The 394-nt window shown below is 76.4% G+C and carries 1 protein-coding gene; it reads right to left on the reverse strand.

Annotated elements, in window-relative coordinates:
* A partial coding sequence (locus tag FAF44_RS53820; protein WP_237111209.1) for a hypothetical protein occupies positions 1–394 on the reverse strand: 394 nt, incomplete at both ends.

A 394-nucleotide genomic window follows, 5' to 3' on the forward strand; every position in this document is an offset into this window, starting at 1 on the left:
GTCCAGGCGTCGTCCGGCCACGAACGACAGGGGCTCGCCCGCCCGCCACGGCCCGATGCACCCGGTCAGCCGGCCGGTCGCGAAGCCGGCGGTGCCGCGCCGGGCGGAGAAGCCGTACAGGTTGAGCCCGATCGACAGCCGCTCCGGCGACACCTCGCGCAACTCGGCGAGCAGGGGGACGGCGGCGGAGCCGTACCGGACGTCCTCCAGCACGGAGGTGAACGACGCGCCCTGCGACGACGCGTCCCCCTCGGCCCCGGCGCGGGCCCACAGGTCGCGGCAGGCGGCGGGCCGGTAACGGCCAGACAGCAGCGTCTCGCCCCCGGGCCCGGCGATGCGGATCGTCAGCCCCCAGATCTGGGGGGAGAACTGCCAGTCCGGGTCGAGGTCGGCG

The sequence above is a fragment of the Nonomuraea sp. MG754425 genome, assembly GCF_021699195.1.
Taxonomy (GTDB): domain Bacteria; phylum Actinomycetota; class Actinomycetes; order Streptosporangiales; family Streptosporangiaceae; genus Nonomuraea.